Annotated in this window: 19 protein-coding genes; 8 read left to right on the top strand and 11 right to left on the bottom strand. The window is 43.9% G+C overall.

Annotated features, from left to right (window positions below; translation table 11 throughout):
* The first annotated feature begins 18 nt into the window (after nt 1-18).
* Together argJ and IBX48_RS01200 are read left to right on the top strand one after the other, a co-directional pair.
* On the top strand, nt 19-1,242 hold the full coding sequence (gene argJ / locus IBX48_RS01205; RefSeq protein ID WP_296829843.1) for a bifunctional glutamate N-acetyltransferase/amino-acid acetyltransferase ArgJ: 1,224 nt from the start codon (nt 19-21) through the stop codon (nt 1,240-1,242).
* Nucleotides 1,242-2,192 carry a Nudix family hydrolase gene (locus IBX48_RS01200; protein WP_296829841.1) on the top strand — a complete coding sequence of 317 codons (951 nt, stop codon included), beginning with the start codon at nt 1,242-1,244 and terminating at the stop codon, nt 2,190-2,192. The genes argJ and IBX48_RS01200 overlap by 1 nt, the downstream gene beginning before the upstream one ends.
* On the opposite strand, the gene coaE is transcribed toward IBX48_RS01200, so the two are convergent.
* The 4 genes from coaE to IBX48_RS01180 are packed head-to-tail and all read right to left on the bottom strand — an operon-like array spanning nt 2,166 to nt 6,225.
* Nucleotides 2,166-2,783: a dephospho-CoA kinase gene (gene coaE, locus IBX48_RS01195; RefSeq protein ID WP_296829838.1), complete on the bottom strand. Its 618-nt coding sequence runs from the start codon at nt 2,781-2,783 to the stop codon at nt 2,166-2,168. The two genes, IBX48_RS01200 and coaE, sit on opposite strands and share 27 nt — an antisense overlap.
* On the bottom strand, nt 2,780-5,011 hold the full coding sequence (locus tag IBX48_RS01190; RefSeq protein ID WP_296829836.1) for a bifunctional diguanylate cyclase/phosphodiesterase: 2,232 nt from the start codon (nt 5,009-5,011) through the stop codon (nt 2,780-2,782). Before IBX48_RS01190 ends, coaE begins: the two co-directional genes overlap by 4 nt.
* Complete coding sequence (locus IBX48_RS01185; protein ID WP_296829834.1) at nt 5,008-5,877, bottom strand: alpha/beta hydrolase; 870 nt, start codon at nt 5,875-5,877, stop codon at nt 5,008-5,010. Before IBX48_RS01185 ends, IBX48_RS01190 begins: the two co-directional genes overlap by 4 nt.
* A 60-nt stretch (nt 5,878-5,937) precedes the next feature.
* Entirely contained in the window at nt 5,938-6,225 is a 288-nt protein-coding gene (locus tag IBX48_RS01180; RefSeq protein WP_296829832.1) for a peptidylprolyl isomerase, read from the bottom strand.
* A gap of 55 nt (nt 6,226-6,280) precedes the next feature.
* On the opposite strand from IBX48_RS01180, the gene IBX48_RS01175 reads away from it, so the two are divergent.
* Both IBX48_RS01175 and grxD read left to right on the top strand, forming a co-directional pair.
* Entirely contained in the window at nt 6,281-8,086 is a 1,806-nt protein-coding gene (locus IBX48_RS01175; protein WP_296829830.1) for an N-acetylglutaminylglutamine amidotransferase, read from the top strand.
* A 47-nt stretch (nt 8,087-8,133) separates the two neighbouring features.
* Nucleotides 8,134-8,481 carry a Grx4 family monothiol glutaredoxin gene (grxD, locus tag IBX48_RS01170; RefSeq protein WP_296829828.1) on the top strand — a complete coding sequence of 116 codons (348 nt, stop codon included), beginning with the start codon at nt 8,134-8,136 and terminating at the stop codon, nt 8,479-8,481.
* Between the two features lie 52 nt (nt 8,482-8,533).
* Here the strand turns inward: grxD and rnt are convergent, their stop codons facing one another.
* Complete coding sequence (rnt, locus tag IBX48_RS01165; RefSeq protein WP_296829826.1) at nt 8,534-9,187, bottom strand: ribonuclease T; 654 nt, start codon at nt 9,185-9,187, stop codon at nt 8,534-8,536.
* The gene (gene argA / locus IBX48_RS01160; protein WP_296829824.1) at nt 9,180-10,472 is read right to left on the bottom strand and encodes an amino-acid N-acetyltransferase; all 1,293 of its coding nucleotides are present in this window, start codon (nt 10,470-10,472) and stop codon (nt 9,180-9,182) included. The genes rnt and argA overlap by 8 nt, the downstream gene beginning before the upstream one ends.
* 127 nt (nt 10,473-10,599) lie before the next feature.
* On the opposite strand from argA, the gene ilvD reads away from it, so the two are divergent.
* Both ilvD and IBX48_RS01150 read left to right on the top strand, forming a co-directional pair.
* Nucleotides 10,600-12,456, top strand: a complete 1,857-nt coding sequence (gene ilvD, locus IBX48_RS01155) for a dihydroxy-acid dehydratase (RefSeq protein ID WP_296829822.1) — start codon at nt 10,600-10,602, stop codon at nt 12,454-12,456.
* Between the two features lie 17 nt (nt 12,457-12,473).
* A complete protein-coding gene (locus IBX48_RS01150; RefSeq protein ID WP_296829820.1) occupies nt 12,474-12,869 on the top strand; it encodes a TerB family tellurite resistance protein in 396 nt (131 codons plus the stop codon).
* A gap of 95 nt (nt 12,870-12,964) precedes the next feature.
* On the opposite strand, the gene soxA is transcribed toward IBX48_RS01150, so the two are convergent.
* From soxA to IBX48_RS01125, 5 genes are all read right to left on the bottom strand, one after another.
* Nucleotides 12,965-13,792, bottom strand: a complete 828-nt coding sequence (soxA, locus tag IBX48_RS01145; RefSeq protein WP_296829817.1) for a sulfur oxidation c-type cytochrome SoxA — start codon at nt 13,790-13,792, stop codon at nt 12,965-12,967.
* Nucleotides 13,793-13,883: 91 nt separating this feature from the next.
* Nucleotides 13,884-14,195: a thiosulfate oxidation carrier complex protein SoxZ gene (gene soxZ, locus IBX48_RS01140; protein WP_296829815.1), complete on the bottom strand. Its 312-nt coding sequence runs from the start codon at nt 14,193-14,195 to the stop codon at nt 13,884-13,886.
* Nucleotides 14,196-14,254: 59 nt separating this feature from the next.
* Nucleotides 14,255-14,722 (bottom strand): thiosulfate oxidation carrier protein SoxY, encoded by a 468-nt coding sequence (gene soxY, locus IBX48_RS01135; protein ID WP_296829812.1) that lies wholly within the window; start codon nt 14,720-14,722, stop codon nt 14,255-14,257.
* Nucleotides 14,723-14,759: 37 nt separating this feature from the next.
* Nucleotides 14,760-15,158: a sulfur oxidation c-type cytochrome SoxX gene (gene soxX, locus IBX48_RS01130; protein WP_296829810.1), complete on the bottom strand. Its 399-nt coding sequence runs from the start codon at nt 15,156-15,158 to the stop codon at nt 14,760-14,762.
* A gap of 190 nt (nt 15,159-15,348) precedes the next feature.
* Complete coding sequence (locus tag IBX48_RS01125; protein WP_296829807.1) at nt 15,349-16,743, bottom strand: M48 family metalloprotease; 1,395 nt, start codon at nt 16,741-16,743, stop codon at nt 15,349-15,351.
* Between the two features lie 67 nt (nt 16,744-16,810).
* On the opposite strand from IBX48_RS01125, the gene IBX48_RS01120 reads away from it, so the two are divergent.
* Complete coding sequence (locus IBX48_RS01120; protein WP_296829804.1) at nt 16,811-17,053, top strand: sulfurtransferase TusA family protein; 243 nt, start codon at nt 16,811-16,813, stop codon at nt 17,051-17,053.
* A 3-nt stretch (nt 17,054-17,056) separates the two neighbouring features.
* Entirely contained in the window at nt 17,057-17,956 is a 900-nt protein-coding gene (gene galU, locus IBX48_RS01115) for a UTP--glucose-1-phosphate uridylyltransferase GalU (protein WP_296829863.1), read from the top strand.
* Nucleotides 17,957-17,963: the final 7 nt, after the last annotated feature.

Raw genomic sequence — 17,963 nt, 5'->3', positions numbered from 1 at the left:
ATTTAACACGAGGTGTCTATGCCAGTTGGTTTATCAAATGAATTACCCTTAATTCACCCGGTTGCTGGGGTTTATTTAGGGGCGACGGCCGCTAATATTAAAAAGAATGGTAAAACTGACTTGGTCATCATTGAGTTGATAGAAGGCACCAAAACTGCCGCGACCTTTACAACCAATGCGGCTTGCGCCGCCCCTGTCACCTTAGCAAAGGCACATTTAAAAATTAAATCGCCACGCGCGTTTTTAATTAATAGTGGTAATGCCAATGCCGCCACTGGCGAAGCTGGTATGGTGAATGCACGTCAAACCTGTCAGTGGTTGGCGGATGAACTCGGTTGTACTTTAGAAGAAGTACTGCCGTTTTCGACTGGGGTAATCGGTGAGCCATTGCCAATACAGAAAATTCAACAAGGCTTACCGGACGCCTTAGCAAATCGCAGTATTGACGCTTGGCCACAAGCCATGGCGGGTATTATGACGACCGATATTGTGCCTAAAATGGTGAGTCGCTTGGTTAATATTGAAGGGCATGATATTACGATTACTGGTATGGCGAAAGGCTCGGGTATGATTCATCCTAACATGGCGACCATGCTTGGATTTGTGGTAACCGATGCCAAAATTAGCCAGACCGCGTTAGAACAATGTCTACAATATGCAGTTAAAAAATCATTTAACCGTATTACGGTGGATGGTGATACTTCAACCAATGATGCCTGTACCTTAAGCGCGACCCAGCAAGTTGATATGCCGAGCATTACGGATGCTAACTCAAGTGCTTATCAGCAGTTTGCGCAGGCGATTAATCAGGTAATGACTGAACTGGCGCAAATGATTGTACGAGATGGCGAAGGCGCTACTAAATTTATTGCGGTTGAAGTAAACGGCGGTAAATCTGAAGAAGAATGTTTAAAGGTAGCGCATGCGGTGGCCTTGTCGCCACTGGTTAAAACCGCGATGTTTGCATCTGACCCAAACTGGGGGCGTATTCTTGCCGCCGTTGGTCGAGCAGGCCTGGTGGATTTGGATATTAATCAACTTCAAATCTATTTAGGTGACGTGTGTATTGTAACTAACGGTGGGCGTGCATCCCGTTACACCGAGGAGCAAGGCCAAGCGGTGATGAAGCAGGAAGATATTTTGGTGCGGATTGAATTGAATCGTGGTGATGCAGATGAGACGGTTTGGACTTGTGACTTTTCTTATGATTATGTGAAGATTAATGCTGAGTATCGTTCTTAATGGAAACTAAGCTTATACAGGTATCGGTCGGTTGTTTGATAAAAGACAAGCAGGTTTTAATTGGGCAGCGCTTAGCGCGTCAATCGCATGCGGGTGAATGGGAGTTTCCGGGTGGTAAAATTGAACCAGGCGAAACACCGCTTGAAGCCTTAAAGCGTGAGTTTGTTGAAGAAACTGGCTTAATCACGCAAGGCTGGAAGCCTTTGATTTCTTATCCTTGGGATCATGGCAATTTGCAGGTGCAACTGCATGTGTTTATAACCGATGATTTTACGGGTGAGCTGCAAGCTCATGAAGGCCATCAGTTCGAATGGTGTGCGATTAATGAACTGCAAAAATTCGGTATGTTGGTCGCAAATAAAGGCATCGTAAACGCACTTCAGTTGCCGGATCGTTATATGATATCTGGCAATTTTCATGATATTGATGATGCTTTAAGCCGTTTAAAATCAGCTTTGGCTGATGGGATTAAACTGGTGCAATTACGCGCCAAAACACTCGATAAAAATGAATTTATTAAGTTAGCAAAATTAGCCTTACCTTTGTGTCATGGTCACGGTGCTAAATTAATGTTGAATGCCAAACCGGAGTGGCTGCAAGATATACCTCAAGTCGATGGTTTGCAGTTAGCTTCTACCGCGATTATGGCGTTAACGGAACGACCAATTCCCAAAGATAAATGGTTGGGTATTTCAACCCACAACCCTGCTGAAATTGCTAAGGCGTTAGAGCTGGGTGCGGATTTTATCTTGGTTTCGCCAGTGAAAGAAACGACATCACATCCGGGGGAACCAGGCCTGGGTTGGCAAACGTTTTCGAGGTTGGCGGAATCGGTTCCGGTGCCTGTGTTTGCATTAGGCGGTTTGAATGATCGGGATAGGGATGAGGCTAAAATACATGGTGCGCAAGGCATTGCGGCTATATCAGGTTACTGGCCCCAGCCGATTTAAGGTTTGTTTTAGCCAAGCATCGGCTTGGTTATGTAAATCGTCTAACCCCGCTTTGTTTTCAATCACATCATCCGCCAGTGCGCGTCGCTGTTGCGGCGTGGCTTGTTGTTGCATAATCACCTTAATTTGTTCGGGGCTGCGCTGGTCTCGATTTTTTACCCGCTCTAACTGCTGATTTTCTTCAGCTTCCACTAATAACACACGGTTTAATTGATATTCTGGCTGATTCAGCTGGTGAATTACCGGAATCGCAACAAAAATAAGAGCATGCTGGCCTCGTAGCTGGTTAATTTGGTCTCGAACCGTTTGGCGAACTAGCGGGTGAAGCGTGGCTTCCACTTGCTGTTTGATAAGTGGATCTTGAAAAAAAGTGTCTCGTAGTTTAGCTCGATCCAATTCGCCATTGGATTGCAAATAATCAGAACCCAGTTGCTTAATTAAAGCCACCAGGCCTGGTTGATTAGGTTTGACAATATCTTTCGCGATTTGATCGGTATCGATCACGGGGTAACCTAGCTGCGCAAAATAATCACACAACGCGCTTTTGCCCGAGCCTATACCGCCAGTTACACCAATGACTTGTGACTTCATGCCACCAGGCCTGGTGGATTGGGTTTGAAGTTTGGGCGGCCAATATAATAACCTTGAATATTAGTTGCTCCAGCCTGGGTAGCAAGCTCTAATTGTTGCTGTGTTTCCACACCTTCCATCACCAGTTCGTAACCAGCCTCCCGTATCATATGGGCGGTGGATTGTATTAGACGCTGGGTTTTCAAGTCGGCATTTAGGGCGTGGGTGAGAGTCATGTCAAATTTCACAATATCCACCGGCATATTGGCTAGGTAACGAATCGATGAGTAACCGCTTCCAAAGTCATCTAATGCAATTAAAAAGCCTTGGCGACGTAGTTTGTTTAATACAAAACTCACATCTTGAATGTGTTCAATCAAGATACTTTCGGTAATTTCAATCACAATTTTGTGCTGTTTTAAATAAACTAAAAACGGTTCGAATAAATCAACAATAAAAGGTTGCAGCAGGGTTTTAGCCGAAATATTAACCGACAGACCAATGTTAGCTGGCAGTCGTTTCTGTTGAAGTTGCGATAATAGATAATTTAGAATCTGCTGGTCAAGTTCCACTTCTAGGCGATGGTGTGCAATGATGGTAAAAATATCGGATGGGAAAACGGTTTCGTCTTCAAATTGCAGTCGAACCAAGGCTTCATAATAAATATCTTGGGTTTTGATATTTAAAATGGGCTGATAGTGAAGACAGATATTTTGACCTGTGTAAGCCGCTGTTAGCACTTGGTTTAAACGTTTGTTGGACACCAATGATTGATTACTGGTGTCATGACCATGTTGATAAAAATGAACTTTGTTATGCGGTGAATGTTTGGCCTTGTACATCGCAATGTCTGCTTGTCTGGGCAAGACTTCAATGTTTTCGATAGCCTGATTGTGGCCAGCATAACCAACCCCCACACTAAAGCTTACTTTTTCTTTAATGTCGAGCTGTACGAAAGGATAAGAAATAAGATCAGACAAAGCTTTCTGTGCAATTTGCTCGACTTCATCAACGGTTTTATCCACCACCAACGAGGCGAACTCATCGCCGCCGATGCGATAAATGTTTTGTCCGGCCGGAAAACTGCGTTGCAAGGTTTGGGCGGAAATTTTAATGAGTTCATCTCCAACTTGATGTCCGTAGGTATCATTTAGAGCTTTGAAGTGATCACAGTCAAATAGCATATAAGCAATGGTGGTAGGTTGAGAGCCATATTGTTGCAATAAAGCGTGCCAGGCATCATCAAATGCACGGCGGTTACCTACTTCGGTTAATGGGTCCGTGCGTGAAATTTGCCAAAGCTTCTGGTTCTGTTGGCTTAGTTGAGCCTGGGCATCCAGCAGGGCATGATGGTATTCACTTAATTGCTTCTGTAAATTTTGATGTTCTTCGAGAACAAAGCTAGCTTGAACTTCAGTTTGATTAGCATGAGCTTGGGAGCGTAAACCTTTTACAAAAAGACTGAGTTTTTGTAACGGATCTAAAAATATTAATTTTATAAAGCCAAACACTATGAGGGTGGTGGCTAGAATAATGAGCGCAAATTTAACGACAAACCCTTCAATTAAATTCCATAGATGGTCGCTGACCGGGTTTGAAATGGCTCGGTATTCAAGTGCGTCTTTAAGCTGGTGCATGCCAATAAAGCCACTGCGATTGAAGTGCAAATATGGAAAGTCTAAATAATAAAACTGGTTATCTTGCGCAAGCAACTCAAAAAAATCTATCGCGATGGCCACGTGACCAATGACTTGGCTGGGATCTTGTCTTGAATAAACCGCGTGCGAGACAATGAGATAATCATGGTGAGGTGGTTGAATTAGAAAATAACGTGACTGGCTATTTAAGTGCTTTGGTAAAGCCTCGGCTGCCAGCTGTTGATCTTTAACAAGGTGAGACAGTTTTAATTTGTCCGCTTGGTAAATATCCAGTTCAATATAATAGGGCTTAAAATACTCGCTGTCTTTAAGGCGTTGATCGCGCCAATAATAATAGTAGCTGGATTGGTTAAGCTGTTGATGAACTTCGTCCCATTCAGTTAATTTTTTAAGCTGTTGATCAATCGACTTAAAATTGCGATCAATGGCTGAAAACAATTCTTTTTGAGCTTCGATCTGCGCTGTATCATGCACACTTTGTTGAATTTTTTGACCTTCAAAATATAAGCCAAAGTTAGCGGTAAGCAACAAACTCAAGGCGACGACCATAAAACCAATTAAGACATATTTTGCAGAAATAGACCGCTTCATTTTAAGATTATCTGATTGATGATCGCTTCGACTTGATCATGAAGTTGACCTTCATGTTCACCGGTAAAAAAATGATTGGCTCCTTTAATAATCCTGAGTTCGGTTTGGCTGGTATTGAGTTCGTTCAGCCAGGTTTCGCCTACTTGATTGTATCGAGTGTCCGCTGATCCCATCAAACTATAGCTTGGAATATTTAATTGGTTGATGGTTTCGATTACTCGAGCACGTGTGATGCTTAAGTAAGACAAATAGCTTTCAGGCGTGGCGAGATAGTCACTTTGGCAAAATAAAAAGTTAAACTTACGCGGGGCGTTTTGGCCTTGTTTTAATAAGTCCTGAGCTAGTTGGATTTCGGATTCAAGGCTGCCCAGTTCGTCACCGCTTAAATAAAACAAGCTCGTTAATATTAATGCTTTAACCGACTGAGGGGCGTGTGGAATCATCGCTTCTAACAGGGTTTGGCTACCACTAGAGTGACCGATCAGAATGATTTGGTTGTGACCTTGTTGCTCCAGCCAACCAATCCAAGCACTCACTTCCGCTATGTCTTGTTGCAGAGTATGAGTGTGTAAACTGTTGCACTGAACCGGTTGGCTGCGAAGCGGAATTTGTAATGATAAAGTAGGGGCGAGGGTGGTGTAACCACTGAGATTGAAATAATCCTGTAGAGCTTGAACCGTCGGGTAATGGTGAGTGGCAGAGAAGCCATGCAAGATTAAAATAGCCGGCTGAGCTTGGCCATTATCCAGGTAGCGCGCTTGGCCTGGTACGTGGTCTTCAGACGCCTGTAATGTGACTTGTTTTGCTTGTGCGGCTACGGAAAACAACAACAGGTTACAGAGCGCTAAAATAAGGTATTTATGCATAGTGTCTAACTTTTCAATAGGTTAAGGGATGTTAGCATAAATACGAAACAACCGGTTAGTTTATGGGTTGGTTTTTTCATGAATCCAAAACAAGTGCCAGCCGAATTCGGTTTCACAGGGTTCACTGATTTGTCGGAGCGGTGCATGCCAGGCGGCTTGTTCAAACTTGGCTGGTAAAACGCCAGGTGCAAACCAGCCTAGATCACCGGCATGGGCTTTGGACGGACAGTCCGAATAACGTTCAACCGCTTGTTCAAAACTTAGGTCTTGCTGATCCAGCCGAGTTTTTAAGCGGGCGGCTTTTTTTAAGCTCGAAACCAGAATGTGAGAGGCATGGATTAATGGCATTATTTTTATGAATCGGTACAATTAAAACCTTATTTTAAATCTTTAAGAGAAGTCCATGTGCGGAATATGCGGAGAGTTTTTGTGGCAGGGTGAGCCAGCTAAAGAGCAAACCCTAAAAACGATGATGGCCAAACTGGAAAAACGTGGGCCAGATGACGGCGGGCTCTGGACTCAAAACCAGGTGGGTTTTGGTCACAGACGTTTATCCATTATAGATTTGAGCTCGGCTGGGCATCAACCGATGCGTGACCATGAGTTGAGTTTAGTCTTTAATGGTTGCATTTATAACTACAAAGCGTTGCGAGCCGAATTGATATCGTTGGGTCAGGAATTTAAGTCTCACTCCGATACCGAAGTCATTTTAAAGGCTTACCGTCAGTGGGGCATGGAATGCACCAGCCGGTTTGAAGGCATGTTTGCGTTTGCCATTTGGGATGATCATCATGAGCAATTATTGATGGCGCGGGATAGATTCGGCATTAAACCCTTGTATTACTCGGTGATAGAAGGTGGCGTGCGTTTTGCCTCCAATACCCAAGCGTTACTAGCGGCGGGTGGTGTGGATACCGACGTAGATCCAATTGGTTTGCATTTTCAACTTACCTTGCATGCGGTTATCCCCGCACCTCATACCATTCTTAAAGGTATTAAAAAACTAGAGCCGGGTCATTGGTTGGTGGTGAACCCAGATGGTCAGATGTTTAACAAACGTTATTGGTCATTAAATGCGCAACGCCCAACGGATTCAGCCCCATCTAAAGACCACCAGGCCTGGTTGTCACAAACGCATGATTTATTACAGCAAGCGGTAATGAAACGTTTGGATGCCGCAGATGTACCGGTCGGAGTGTTATTGTCGGGTGGCTTGGATTCGAGTTTGATCGTGGCCTTATTAGCCGAAGCAGGCGCGCAAGATTTACATACCTTTTCAATTGGGTTTGAAGATGCGCCGGAAGAAAAAGGTTCGGAGTTTGAGTATTCAGACCTGGTTGTTGAACGTTATCAAACCAAACATCATAAATATGTGGTGCCTAATGCTCAGGTATTACCGCGTTTGCCGGAAGCCATTGATGCGATGTCCGAACCAATGGTGGGGCAAGACGCGGTCGCGTTTTATTTATTATCTGAACAGGTTTCAAAAGACGTTAAGGTAGTGATGTCCGGTCAAGGTGCGGATGAAGTGTTTGGCGGTTATTTTTGGTATCCGCAAATGGTACAAGCCGAAGGTAGTGAACTAGAACGCTTTGCGCCACTTTATTTTGACCGATCACATGCTGAGTGGCTTGAAGCCGTCGATGCGCGTTTTCATATAGCCGACGTCACCTCACACTATATTCAAGATCGTTTAACTGAGCCGGGTGCGGATACGTTTTTGGATCAGGTGTTACGCTTAGATGCGACTACCTTAATTGTCGATGATCCAGTTAAGCGAGTCGATAATATGACGATGGCTTGGGGTCTTGAAGCGCGTGTGCCTTTTCTAGATCATCAACTCGTCGAAGCCGTAATGAGTGCGCCACCTGAGCTAAAATTAGAAGACGGTGGCAAAACCCTATTGAAACGTATATCGCGTGGTTTAGTGCCTGACGAAGTGATTGATCGACCAAAAGGCTATTTCCCCATGCCGGCACTTAAATATGTGCGTGGCGAATTTTATGAGTTTATGAAAGGGGTTTTAACTAGCCCGCGTGCACAAGAACGTCGACTGTTTAATCCGGACTATGTGCAAAATTTATTGGATAACCCAGAGGCGCCAGAGAGTTTCACCGCGATTAAAGGCAGTAAGTTATGGCACTGTGCCTTGCTAGAACTTTGGTTGCAACGTAACGTTGACCCTTATACAAATCACAAAACAGTTTAAAACACGTTATAATAACCAACCCATTTACTAGGAATTAGGAGTTTTTAATGGATGCACAAGCAATTGAAACAGAAGTATTAGCTAAAATTGATGAACAAGTTAAAAACAATCCGGTTGTTTTGTATATGAAAGGCACCCCACAAATGCCTTCTTGTGGCTTTTCTAGCCGTACTGCCGCAGCCTTAGTTGAAACAACTGAGAAGTTTGCCTTTGTGAATGTATTAGCCGATCAAGCGATTTACGAGTTTTTGCCTAAGTACCAAGATTGGCCGACTTTTCCACAGCTCTATATTGATGGCGAGCTGCAGGGCGGGTGTGATATTACGTTAGAGTTAGCGGAATCTGGTGAGCTGAAAAAGATGATGGCTGAGGCCAACGCTAAAGTTCAAGCTTAAAACGACATTTAAAAAATTGCCATGCATTGGTTTTAATGCTTGGCATGTTTATTTATAGCGTGTCTGAATCATGGTTTTGGGGCTTAACAAGCGGCCATTGGTTAACTATTTTACAAAATAGTTGAGCGGTTTTCTCGGTGTCGTAAGCGGCACTATGAGCCAGTTTGTTATCCCAGTCAAAGCCCGCCGCTTGTACCGCCTTGCTAAGCACGGTTTCGCCATACACCAGGCCTGATAAGGACACCGTGTCGAAAGTACTAAACTGGTGGAAAGGCGATTTAACTTTGGTACGATCAGACGCATGTTTAATAAAATTTAAATCAAACATCGCGTTATGCCCAACTAAAATCGCTCGGGTGCAACCCGTTTGTTTGATTTTGGTTCGAATCGGAGCAAAAAGTTGTTCTAACGCGACGCGTTCGCTTTTGGCTTGTCTAAAAGGATGGTATGGATCATCAATACCGATAAATTTAAGCGCGCTTTGATCAAGTTTTGAGCCTTCAAACGGCAGGATGTTTTGTTGATAGAGTGTGTCTGGAACCAGTAAGCCTTGCTCATCCATTTTTAAAGTCATGATGGCGACTTCTAAAAGTGCATGGTGTTGGGCTTCAAAACCGGCTGTTTCCACATCTACTACAATGGGTAAAAACCCACGGAAACGTTCTTTTATTTGGTTAACGGGTTGAACCGGATTGTTTTCAGTCATGTTTGAGTTCTTTGATCAGCACTTTAGACTGCCTTTGATAATTATAAAGCGATTGGCGGCTTTGCGGGAGATGCTCAAGTGAGCCAGGATTAAAACCATGTTCAATAAACCAGTGTTGGGTATGAGTAGTCAGTAAAAATAGCTGTGTTAAGCCAGCTTTCAGAGCAGAGTTTTCTAAGTATTTAAGTAATTCTTCGCCGAGCTCCTGACCTTGATAGTTGGGATCAATAGCTAAGCAAGCCAGTTCTGCTGATTGACCTTCAAAAGCATAGAGTGCTCCGCAGCCAATAATAAGGCCATCACGCTCTATTACTGAGAAGTTTTGAATTTCTAGTTCGAGTCTTTCTCTGGAGCGCTTAACTAGTTTGCCCTGAGACTCCAAAGGACTGATCAGATCAATAATGCCACTGACATCTTCAATGTTGGCTGGACGAATTTGGTGGTATCGGTCAGTAAAAACTAAGGTACCAATTCCGTCACGGCTAAAAAGCTCGATGAGCAAGCTACCCGGATCGGATTCATTCATTAAGTGAATGCGTTTAACTTTTGTGGCGTGATGAATAAGTTGCTCAATTAATTGTGCTTGCTCATCATTTAAGCTACGCCAGTTTTTTAACTCCGTTAAGCTTAATTGATGAGGTAGAGATTGCATTTGATCTGGGTTGGTATAAATCAATAGTTTATCAGCTTCTAGTTTATTAGCCACGCTGCAAGCTTGTTCTAGAGTGTTCAGGTTAAAGACTTCACCTGTAAGAGAATAAGCAAGTGGGGTCAGTAGCGCTATTTGTTCAGAGTCTAAAATAGCACGAATGGCGTGCTTATTTATTTTACGGGTCTGTCCTGTGTGTTGAAAGTCAACGCCATCAATCACACCTTTGGGTTGGGCAATAACCCAGTTACCAGAACATAAACTCAAGGGTTGGTTAGTGGCGGTTTGCTGGCGACTAAAGGCGGCTTCAAGTTGACTGCGAACCTGACCAATGGTGCGCTGTAAGGCTGGCAACATCTCGACAGAGGTAATACGGAACTGTTGGTGGTTCTGCCAATTAATATCGGTCGCGGCTAAGGCTTGATTAATTTGCGGAGACGCACCCATTACCAGCACAATTTTTAAACCAAGTGCATGTAAGTGGCCAATATCTTCGGCAAACTGTTGTAGGTTGCTAGATTGGACAATCAGTTCGCCTGGCAGGTAAATAACACAAGTCTTACCGCGATGCAGTTGAATATAGCCAGAAGATTGGCGTAGGCAGTTTAAAAAATCAGAATCAGATTGTTTCATCATGGTTTGGCAGTTATGAGAAAATATTGTTAATTAATTGAAAGAAGTATAGCAAACAGGCTAAAGCCAGTGGGAAAACTTATGTTTATCGCCTCTTTAGTCTTCTAAATCGAATTTTAAAGGAGTCACTATGCCCGTTTATCGTTCTAAAACCAGTACTCATGGTCGAAATATGGCTGGGGCACGTGCATTATGGCGTGCAACCGGTATGAAAACTGAAGATTTTGGAAAGCCGATTATTGCGATTGCGAATTCATTTACCCAGTTTGTACCGGGACATGTGCACTTAAAAGACATGGGGCAACTGGTAGCGGGTGTCATCGAAGAAGCCGGTGGCGTGGCAAAAGAGTTCAATACGATTGCTGTCGATGATGGCATTGCAATGGGACACGATGGCATGCTGTATTCTTTGCCGTCACGCGATTTAATTGCCGACTCAGTTGAGTATATGGTGAATGCGCATTGTGCCGATGCATTGGTCTGTATCTCTAACTGCGATAAAATCACGCCCGGCATGCTGATGGCAGCGATGCGATTAAACATTCCAACCATTTTTGTGTCTGGTGGACCTATGGAGTCGGGTAAAACTGTGTTAGGCGGCCAAGAAATTAAACTTGATTTAGTGGATGCCATGGTGATGGCCGCTGACGATTCTTGTTCAGATCAAGATATTCATGATGTTGAGATTTCGGCTTGCCCAACTTGTGGATCTTGCTCAGGTATGTTTACCGCAAACTCAATGAATTGTTTGGCCGAAGCCTTAGGTGTGGCCTTACCGGGTAATGGTTCAATGCTGGCCACGCATGCGGATCGCAAGCATTTGTTTGAAGAGGCTGGGCGTCGTATTGTTGAAATCGCCAAAGAATATTATGAGCAGGATAATGATCGTGTATTGCCTAGATCAATCGCGACTTTTTCGGCATTTCAGAATGTGATGGCTTTGGATGTGGCGATGGGCGGTTCAACCAACACTGTTCTGCATTTATTAGCCATTGCGCATGAAGCGGATGTCAAATTTACGATGGCTGATATGGATGAAGTTTCCAGGAAAATACCTTGCTTAGCCAAAGTAGCACCCAACTCCAAGAACTATCATATGGAAGATGTGCATCGTGCCGGCGGCATTATGCGTTTGTTGGGCGAGTTAGATCGAGGTGGCTTAATTGATACCTCTACTTATACCGTGCATGCTTCAACATTGGGTGCCGCAATTGAGTTATGGGATATTAGTCGGGAACCATCAGAATCGGTTCAAACTTTTTATAAAGCCGCTCCGGGTAATGTGCGTACAACCCAAGCCTTTAGTCAATCTAAACGTTGGAAAACACTTGATACCGATGATGAGAATGGCTGCATTCGTTCGGTTGAACATGCTTATACAAAAGATGGCGGGTTAGCCGTTTTATTTGGCAATATTGCACAAGATGGTTGTATTGTTAAAACGGCCGGCGTTGATGAAGAAATTTTTAAATTTAGTGGCCCAGCGCGTATCTATGAAAGCCAAGACACAGCCGTGGCGGGTATTCTAGCTAATGAAGTAAAGTCGGGTGATGTTGTCATAATCCGTTACGAAGGACCAAAAGGCGGACCGGGTATGCAAGAAATGCTTTACCCGACCAGTTACTTGAAGTCTAAAGGGCTTGGAAAAGAGTGCGCTCTGTTAACTGACGGTCGTTTTTCTGGAGGCACATCAGGTTTATCCATTGGGCACGCGTCACCGGAGGCGGCTGAAGGCGGTAATATTGGCTTAATCGAAGCGGGTGATATTATTGAAATTGATATTCCTAATCGGTCGATTAATGTCAAACTAACTGACTATGAGTTGTCCCAGCGGCGTCAGCTGATGGAGGCAAAAGGAGTTAAAGCCTGGAAGCCGCAAGAAAGTCGTCCTCGTCATATTAGTCCGGCCCTTAGAGCCTATGCCGCCATGACGACCAGTGCGGCTTTTGGTGCCGTCCGTGATGTTGAGCAGATAGAGAAACGATAATTAAATGGGGGTTTTACATGTTTGTTGATCGATTAACACATGAGCAACGTCAAGCGTTGTTTGATTTAGCCGTCATGACCGCTGCAGTGGATAATGATGTTTCAGAAGAAGAGTTGCAGTATTTAAAAGACTATAGCGACGCTTATTCTATCCCTTTTGAATTAGATAAAACTCATTTATCGGTGACTGATTTGTTGGGGGTGATGGATAGTAAGTTAGCCAAAGTTGTCACTTTGCAAGAGCTGATTAAAATCGCATATAAAGATGGTCATTTTGGTCCAGAAGAGCAAGATAAGGTATTTTTGATTGCTCAAAAAATGGGTTTGAACGATCCTGAGTTGATTTTAAATATTGAACGCTGGGTTAGACAAGGCTTTGACTGGATGCATGAAGGGGAGTTGTTACTTCACTAGGTTGTTAGGGTTAGTATTGCAGTCAATTCAGTTTTAAACAAACACAAAAAAACCCGGTAAACCGGGTTTTTTTGTGTCACGAGTTTTTAGCTAGATTACTGACGAATACTTGGTCCGTTAATTTCTAAGCCGTTGCTCATATAAGCTGTGAATAACTCTACGTTGTTGTAGTCGTCACCAAATACTGGAGATGGTGCGGCACGCATGTTTTTCTGACAGCCAGTATAGCGACCTTGAAGTGTAACAAGTCTAGACGAATTTAAACGCCAGGCAGGAAAGTGACTATTGTGACCAATTACAGGAGACAGAATATCTGAACGTGCTTTACGCGAAGCGTTATACACGTGGCAGCTAGCACAAGCCAAACCTAACTGGCCTCGTGGTTCAATATAGAATCTTTCACCAGCTGCAAAAGCTTGTTTTGCTTCTTCAGATTTTAGTTCTACGTTGATTCTTTCACCACGAGCCTCATAAGCCAAGTAGCCACTCATTTTGGCCATTTCTTGCCCCGTGTTACGATACTCTTTCAAACCCGCTGCCTTGCGGCATTGGTTGATCATCTGCTCAAGCACTTCTACTTTTTTTGTTTCTTCATTGAAACGTGGAAAGCTAGCTCGAACTTTGGTGACATCCTCACCAAAACACTTTTGATAGGTAGCTAAATCTTTATCATAGATAGCCTTACCTTCATCAAGAGCATCTAGGTATGGAGGGAATTCTTCACCCGCTTCCCATTGCATTCTACGGTCTTCATCGTAACCGTAAATGCCATTAATATAGTCTTCAATTGGGCGATCAGGTGTTTTCGCCTTGAAGTATTCGATTAAATCCATACGGCTTTGTTCTGGATCGACAGCCGCAACTTGGCTGCTGAAACTTACCGCAATCCCTAATGCTAGGGCTGATAACAATGTCTTCTTCATTTCCAATCCTCCGTCGGAGAGCTCTTTGTGTAAATCTTATGATTTTTTTATTATAGGTTGAGTGTGCCCAAAGGCACACTCAGACTAAGACTTATCTTAGTTTGAAAGTATCAGAACCTTTCTCACCAGTGTTGTCTTCAACACTGATTGTTACTTCGTCGCCAGAGTTTGCAGCAACGTTAACGTGCATGTAAGGGTTAGCTGAAACGTTTGCAGACCACTGAGCATCGATAACTTTTTTACCAGCAACACTTACGTCAACGTTAGTGATTAGCTTCATTGGGAAAGGCTTACCAGTAGACTGGTCCATGCGTGCGCCAGACTCCATTGGGTGTCTGATTAGTGATTTAATTTCAGCGACGCCGCCTTTAACTGATCCACGTGTTCTTAGATTGATAGACATTTGTAATTCCTTCTCAAATTTTATCTATGATAATAGGTTTGTTAGTTGAAAGGGGTTAATTAACCGCCACAACCACCGATGGTTACACGAACTTCTTGTTGTGCTTTGTATAGCTTGCCACCAGCTTTTACAACGCCCATAACCTGCTGAGTGCTACCTAAACGGATACGTGTTGAAACGAAACCTTGAGCGGCACCAGAGAACTTGTACTCACAAACTAGAGGAGTAGGGTTGTTTGAAGCGACGATAACGATTGACTCAACACCTTTCATGCCAGAAGCGTCAACAGTAACAGGTGTTACCGCGCCGTTTTCAGCAATAGCTGGAGCCGTTAGTTTAACGTCTGCAGAGTCAGCTGCATCGCTGCTACCAAGAAGTGCGTTTAGAGCTTCGTCAACTTTTTTAGCGTCAAACGCTTTTTTGTTCCAGCTGGCTAGAACAGTTGAAGGTGTTAATAAGCCTGCACTTACGGCAACAGAAGCTGCACCAGTTGCTAGTGTAGCTTTTAGGAATGATCTACGTTTCATAAGATTTAAAACTCCCAGTTAAGTTTTGGAATAAAAATTACAGAGTGTACATATAATCAACAAGCTTGTTGATTTGGTCATCTGAAAGAATAGCATTACGTCCGAATAATGGCATCATGCTGTAAGGTACTTGTGTTTCTTTTACGCCCCAAATTTTGTCAAACAATTTCTGTCTGTCTGGGTAACGCAACTTCATAGCAATTAAAGCTGGCCCGATGTTTCCAGGAGAGGTTCCCTCTTGGATCATATGACAAGCTAAACAATTACCTTCACTGCGTGAAAATGCAAGTTTTTTGCCTTCTTCAATGTTTTTCGCAAGGGCCGCTGCCGCAGCGGCGGCCTTTGCTGCATCGTCAGACGCGTAAACAGGTGCTGCAAATAATGCAACAGAAACAGTTAACGCAGCTAAAGCTTGCTTTACTTTAAAATTTACCATTATCTCCTCCTAAAGAGTCTCTTGTCGTTCCCATTTTTTTACTTTTGGGATTCTAATACTGAGCTTTTATCGAATTTGGCTCTTGAGGTGTAAGCTTACGGAGTTAGCTTTTAAAAGCAAGTTTTTTTGGGTGTAATCGCCATAGTTTTATTTAATCGCCCGATAAAGTATTTTCTATAACGATTGCTTGTTAGGTTGGATTTTCATCTATTCCAAGTGCCTTTAGTAGCTGTTTTGATGCTTTTTCTAAATGCCTGGATATGGGTGGGTTTTGCTGGTTACTGAGTCGAGCTAGGTGTTTGGCACGTTCAATGTCACCCATGCCTAAGTATGCATTGGCTTCATAAAAGTAGGCTTCCGCCAGCTTGTTAGTTTGAGCATAAAGTTGGCTTAATTTTTGGTAAATTTCAAACTGGTAGGTGTGGTTGTGCGGGTTACGCTCTAGCCGTTCAATAGCTTGCTCTATTTGTCCTGCTTGCTGGTAGGCTTGAGCTAATAACTGCAATATGGCTTGGTCTTGCGGATAAATGGCATGGAGTGCTTCAATGCTTGGCAGTTTTTGTGAGTTGTTATGCTGGCCATGCATAATCTGAGCTGTTTTTAATAAGCGATTGTTGGGGTGTTGGCTTAATGCCTCTTTTAGGCAGGCTGCTGAAGCGTTTTTTTCTGAAATATGCTGTTTATAGCATTGAATTACATTGCTGTATGGATTGCTTGCTTCGATAAATTCAGTGTTAGGCTGTTGTGCATGATGCTTTAGACGTTGTTGAATTAAAAACAGGTTGACCTTGTCGTGATGGTCTTCAGGTATGCCGAGTTGGTGGGCGCGATTACTGGCCTGAGCTAAACGTGTCTCGGTCACGGGGTGGGTCATGAGTATTTCTGGCGGGCGAAACTCGCTTAATTGGTATTGCTTGGCGAGCTTGCCAAAAAAGTCGGCCATGGCATTAGGGTTGTAGCCGCTTCGGTGCAAAAGGCTAATGCCGTGGTGATCGGCCTCATGTTCGTGAATTCTCGAATGTCTGAGCTGCTCTTGGAGGCTAAGGCCGGTGGCCCCCATGATGGTGGCAATGCCGGCGGATGGGTTTTGGGTACCAATTAAGATGGCGGCCAATAGTGAAGCGAAACTGGTGATATTAAGGCTGCTTTGTTGTTCAAACCGCCGTGAAAGGTGTTCTTGTGTGACGTGGGCAATTTCATGCGCTATTACCGAGGCCAGCTCATCTTCGGAGTCAGCCGCCAAGATTAGTCCACTATGAATGCCGATAATGCCATCAGGTCCAGCAAAGGCGTTGATGGCGGGGTCGTCAATCACATAGAAACGGTAGTTTCGGCCATCGTGAGTGTGGCTGGCAATGCGGTGACCTATGCGTCGAACGTAGCTAAGGGTTTCGGGGTCTTTGACTAGGTTAAATTGGGTGTGCAAAGCTTTCGTAAATGCGCGTCCTAAAGAGACCTCTGTGTTGCGATCGTAAATCACCAGGCCTGGTGATCCAAGGTCAGGTAGATTTTGTGCCGGGCTGATAGGGGTTATCAGTGCGAGGCTGATAAGGCTAATGGCCCTGATTAAATTAAGCTTTGGCATAGGCTAACTGGTCCTGTTATTTGCGTTTTAGGTTATTATAAGAACATAAAGTTTTAGGAGTGAAAAAATGTTTGAAGTGGATTTGCGTGGTTTGGTTTGTCCAATGCCGCTGATTAGGCTAAAAAAAGTGCTGGTCGAGCAGCGCGATGTGGCGGAGTTTAAATTACTGCTGAGTGATCGTGGGGCATTAAAAGATGTACCGGCTTTTTGTCATCAAGCCGGCCTAGACGCTGAGGTCAGCAAGGATGAAGAAACTTTGATAATATGGGTCAAAAGACGTCAAAACACTATTGAACAGGATAAAATTTAAGTGATGTATAGAAAATTAACAAAGGCAATCATCCCGGTTGCTGGATTGGGCACGCGCTTTTTGCCGGCGACCAAGGCGATACCTAAAGAAATGTTAACCGTTGTTGATAAGCCTTTGATTCAATATATCGTGCAAGAAGCCGCACAGGCTGGAATTACGGATATTATCTTGATTACACACTCGAGCAAAAACGCGATTGAAAATCACTTTGATTCGCACTATGAGCTTGAAAGTAAGCTTTTAGAATCGGCTAAGCATGATCGCTTGGACGCGATCGCTGATATTACGCCACCGGGCGTTAATTTGATTAGTATTCGGCAACCGGAAGCTTTGGGATTGGGGCATGCCATTTTGTGTGCCTCGCATGTCGTCGCACCCGATGAGCCTTTTGCAGTTTTGTTGCCAGATGTACTCATGTATCACCCGCAACAAGGGTGTTTGGCGCAAATGGCGAAGTATTACGAGCAGGTGCATACCAGTGTGGTCGCCCTAGAGCAGGTTCCTAGTGATCAAGTGGATAAATATGGCATCGCAGGCGTGATGGATGCCGATTTGCGAATTATGGAGTTGGTTGAGAAGCCGACGCCCGAAGAGGCGCCATCCAATTTGTCGGTGGTTGGGCGTTATATTTTTACACCACGTTTGATGCAACTACTTAAAACTACTCGGCCAGGTAAGGCGGGTGAAATTCAGCTAACAGATGCGATGGCGGATTTATTAAAAGAAGAAGTGATGTTTGGTTTCGAGTTTAAAGGTGGCAAAAGCTATGATTGCGGCGATAAGCAAGGGTTCTTGCAAGCCAATGTAGAGTATGCATTGCGTGATTCACAACTAGGTGCTTCATTTCATTCGTATTTGTCATCATTAGATTTGAATGAGCTAAAGCCGCAAAAGTCGAACTAGTGAGTTA

This window comes from Thiomicrospira sp. (genome assembly GCF_014859555.1).
Classification (GTDB): Bacteria; Pseudomonadota; Gammaproteobacteria; order Thiomicrospirales; family Thiomicrospiraceae; genus Thiomicrospira.
This window is presented reverse-complemented; position numbering and strand designations above follow the sequence as displayed.